The organism is Nocardia farcinica (assembly GCF_029867845.1).
GTDB lineage: Bacteria > Actinomycetota > Actinomycetes > Mycobacteriales > Mycobacteriaceae > Nocardia > Nocardia farcinica_A.
The window spans coordinates 1-3,609 of record NZ_JARWRU010000528.1; the positions used below are offsets into that span (position 1 = coordinate 1).

At 69.8% G+C, this 3,609-nt stretch carries 3 protein-coding genes and 1 pseudogene; 3 read left to right on the forward strand and 1 reads right to left on the reverse strand.

All coding sequences use genetic code 11. The features are described 5' to 3' along the window. Positions 1 to 409 (forward strand): DUF3054 domain-containing protein (locus tag QH283_RS11380; protein WP_432420708.1); only part of this gene is annotated, 409 nt, incomplete at its 5' end. Positions 410 to 413: 4 nt separating this feature from the next. Here the strand turns inward: QH283_RS11380 and QH283_RS11385 are convergent. Beyond that, positions 414 to 2,018: an NTF2-like N-terminal transpeptidase domain-containing protein gene (locus QH283_RS11385; protein ID WP_280502975.1), complete on the reverse strand. Its 1,605-nt coding sequence runs from the start codon at positions 2,016 to 2,018 to the stop codon at positions 414 to 416. 425 nt (positions 2,019 to 2,443) lie between these two features. Between QH283_RS11385 and QH283_RS11390 the strand changes: the two genes are divergently transcribed. Together QH283_RS11390 and aroQ are read left to right on the forward strand one after the other, a co-directional pair. Next, positions 2,444 to 3,034, forward strand: a complete 591-nt coding sequence (locus QH283_RS11390; RefSeq protein WP_280502978.1) for a hypothetical protein — start codon at positions 2,444 to 2,446, stop codon at positions 3,032 to 3,034. A 71-nt stretch (positions 3,035 to 3,105) separates the two neighbouring features. Continuing rightward, positions 3,106 to 3,540, forward strand: a pseudogene (aroQ, locus tag QH283_RS11395) (type II 3-dehydroquinate dehydratase); the annotation flags it as partial. Positions 3,541 to 3,609: the final 69 nt, after the last annotated feature.

The window sequence follows — 3,609 nt, forward strand, 5'->3', positions numbered from 1 at the left end:
GAGTAGCACCGGCCACCCGAACTACCCTGGCCGGGTGCGAACTGTGTGGACAGCGATAGTGGTCGATCTGGTGCTGGTGGCGGTCTTCTGCGCCATCGGGCGGCGCAGCCACGACGAGGCGGTGCTCGCCGGGCTGATGAAGACGCTGTGGCCGTTCGCGGTCGGTCTGGCGCTCGGCTGGGCGCTGGCCGTGCTGCTGACCAGGCTGCTCGATCTCGGCGGCTTCGCGCCCGCCGCGGTGTGGCCCACCGGCGTGGCCGTGTGGTTCGGCACGCTGGCCGGCGGCATGCTGACCCGGGTGCTCGCCGACCAGGGCACCGCGGCCGGCTTCATCGCCGTCGCCAGCACCGTGCTCGCGGTCTTCCTGATCGGCTGGCGCGCGATCTTCGCCCTGGTCACCCGCTCCTGAGCGCTCAGATCTCCGGCTTGGCCAGCGCCTGCAACATGCGCGCGGCCATCCTGGCGGTGGCGTTGGCGCTGTCGATGTCGGCGATGTGGACGGCGAAGGCCAGGTCGCCCATGTTGGCGATGAGCCAGCCGTCCGAGCCCGCCTCGGCCGCGTAGGCGATCACCGGGTAGCCGCGCAGCGGGGTCAGATGCGGCTTGCCCATCTCGTCGCGCAGCACGGTGCGCAGCCGGTCGACGACCGGATTGCCCAGCGGTTCCAGCTGCGCGTCGGTGCTCGCGGGCCGGTCCCGTTCGATCGAGGGCGCGGGCACCTCGCCGCGGGCGATGGCCGCCGCCGCGATCGCCATGCCGAACGGGCTGGCCAGCACCACATCCGAGGAGCCGCCCTGCCTGGCCTGCTCGGCGCCGCGCCCGCCGACGGTGATCCGGCCGGTCACCTCGTCGAGGCCGGGCACCTGGAAGTCGACCCCGAGGCCGAGCGCGGTCGCCGCCTCCGCCGCGTCCTGCACCGTCACGTCCTTGGGCGCCTTGTCCTTCTGCAGCGCCGCGACCTCACGCAACAGCTCCACCGTGCCGCCGACCGGGTAGAGGCCGGTGAAGGCCACCGGGCCGAGGTCGGTGGCGTAGCTGTTCTGCGCGACCGCGACCACCGCGCCGTTGGACGGCTGGATCGCCACGATCGAGGCAGGCGTGCCGACGCTGACCACCGCGTCCTCGGCGGCGCGCTGCAGGCGCTGGTCCATGGTGGCGATGATGGGCGGGCCGGGCGGGCCCTGGTGGCCCGCGACCTGCCGCACGAACTCGCCGTCCGGCTCGTAGATCTGCACGCCCCAGCCCGAGTGCTGCTCCTGGCTCTCCTTCCAGACATTGCGCAGAGCGTCGAGCATCGGCGACCACACCCGCCGGTCGGAGGAGATCAGTTCGGGTGACTTCTCCATGACCACGCCCGGGATGGGCGCCATGCGCGGCTCCAGGATCGCGAAGTCGCCCTCGCGCAGCCGCACCGCGAGGACCGGCTCGCCCTTGGACTCGGCCAGCTTCTCCCGCAGGTACTCGCCGGTGATGAGGGGAGCCACCGGCTCGATGGCCTTGGCCAGGGCGTCGGTGGAGAAGACCGGGTCGGGCATCCTGGCCGGGTCGAGCTTGACCAGGTTGATGACCTGCTCGTGCATCAGCGATTCGCCGACGATGTCGATCACGCGCGGGGCGGGCTCGGGGTAGGTGCGCACCAGTTTCACCGTCCGCCCGCCCGCCAGTTCCGGCATCACCAGCTGCGGCTCCCAGGAGATGCGCCAGCCGATCGCCAGCTTGCGCACCGTGCCCTGCAGGCTGTAGCCCCAGTCCCGGTTCTCGCCGAAGTTCCAGACCACGTCCATGCTGAAGATGGCCGACTCGTCGTCGAGGCCGATGAACTGGGTCTTCTCGTAGTCGACGGTGCCGGGCCGCAATCCCTCGAACATTTGCGACATGGTTGCCGAGGCGGCGTTCGGATAGGAGGTGAGATCGGCGGCCTTCTGGTATTCCTGCTCGTCGAGCAGTTCGGTGAAGCGGTCGACGAGCGCCTCCGGCTCACTCGTCTCGGTATGGAATCCGCACCCCGTCAAGGCCATCACCGCAGCCGTCACTCCCGCGAGTGCCATAGCGCCCCGGACGCGAAAGCGGCGGGATCCCCACACATCCATATCGCCCACTCTTCACTCTTGTCACTCCAGCAACAAGACCACCGTACCTGAATGAAATGCGCCCGCGTCGCCCCGGTGACCGGGACGTTACCCATGCTCAGCATATCGATTGTGCCCGAAATTCCGCGTGCCAGCGGCCGAACATGGGTGCGGTCCGGTTACAAGGCCATAACCGGCGCCGCCACCGTACCGGGTCGCGCGGATGCGCGCCGGGCGGCCCGGTAGCCCATTTCGATCACCGCAGTTCGCTCCGGGCGCAATCCGGCTTACGCCGCCCCCTGCCGCTCGCCGTCGCAAAGGCGTAATCTTGTAATCACTGTAACCACCATCACATAGTTCGGCAGGTGAGTGCCATGCGTCATGATCATCGAGGACGCGAGTTCGGCCGCCCCGGAGGCTGGCAGCAGGCCGACCTCCCCGACGCCGCCGATGTGCCGGACTGGTTCGCCGGAAGATTGCCGAGCGACTGGTTCACCGGGCAGCCGGAGATCGAGATCGACCGCGACGAGATCGTCGTCGTCGGCACCCTGCCGCTGCCGAGGCCGGAGTCCCCGGCGGGCGAGGCCGGCCAGGAGGCCGAGATCCCCGCGGCCACCGTGGAGGGCGCCATCGCCCGCTTCCGGGAGGGCACCAGGCCCGCGCGGATGCAGATCGCGAGCGAGGCCGAGTACCGCTACCGGCGCAAAGTGGCCTGGGGCGTGCGCGCAGGCCGCGAGCGGGTCATGTTCACCCAGCTGTCGGTTCCGGTGATGACCAGGCTGCGCCAGCCGGAACGCAAGGTTCTCGACACCCTGGTGGACGCGGGTGTGGCGCGCTCGCGCTCGGACGCGCTGGCGTGGACGGTGCGCCTGGCGGGCAAGCACGCCGAGGAGTGGCTGGACGAGTTGCGCGCCGCCATGCGCACCGTGGAGGATCTGCGCGCCCAGGGGCCGAAGGGGCTGTGACACCGGAGGGATGGGCCGCGGCGGCCGTGCGGCCGCGCGGGCGGGCGCTGCCGGGCCGTTAGGGTGTTGCCATGGCAGACACGGTCGCCCCGATCCTGGTGCTCAACGGACCCAACCTGAACATGCTCGGCACCCGCCAGCCCGAGGTCTACGGCGCCGACACCCTCGACGACGTCGTGGCGCTCTGCGAACGCACCGCGGCCAGGTTCGGCCGCACCGTCACCGCCTTCCAGTCCAATCACGAAGGCGCGCTGATCGATCGGATACACCAGGCCAGGGGCGCCGAGTCGGCGATCGTCATCAATCCCGGCGGACTCACCCACACCTCGGTCGCGTTGCGCGACGCGCTGGTCGTTCCCGAGGTGCCGATCGTCGAGGTGCACATCAGCAATGTGCACGCGCGCGAAGAATTCCGGCACCACTCCTTCATTTCCCCGATCGCCACCGCGGTGATCGCCGGAATGGGAATCCAGGGATACGCCGCGGCCGTCGAATTCCTAGCCACCCGCAGAGTTACCGGCATTTCTACGGCAACCTCGAATATTCGCACCCGGAAATGGTCAAGGCGGGTACGG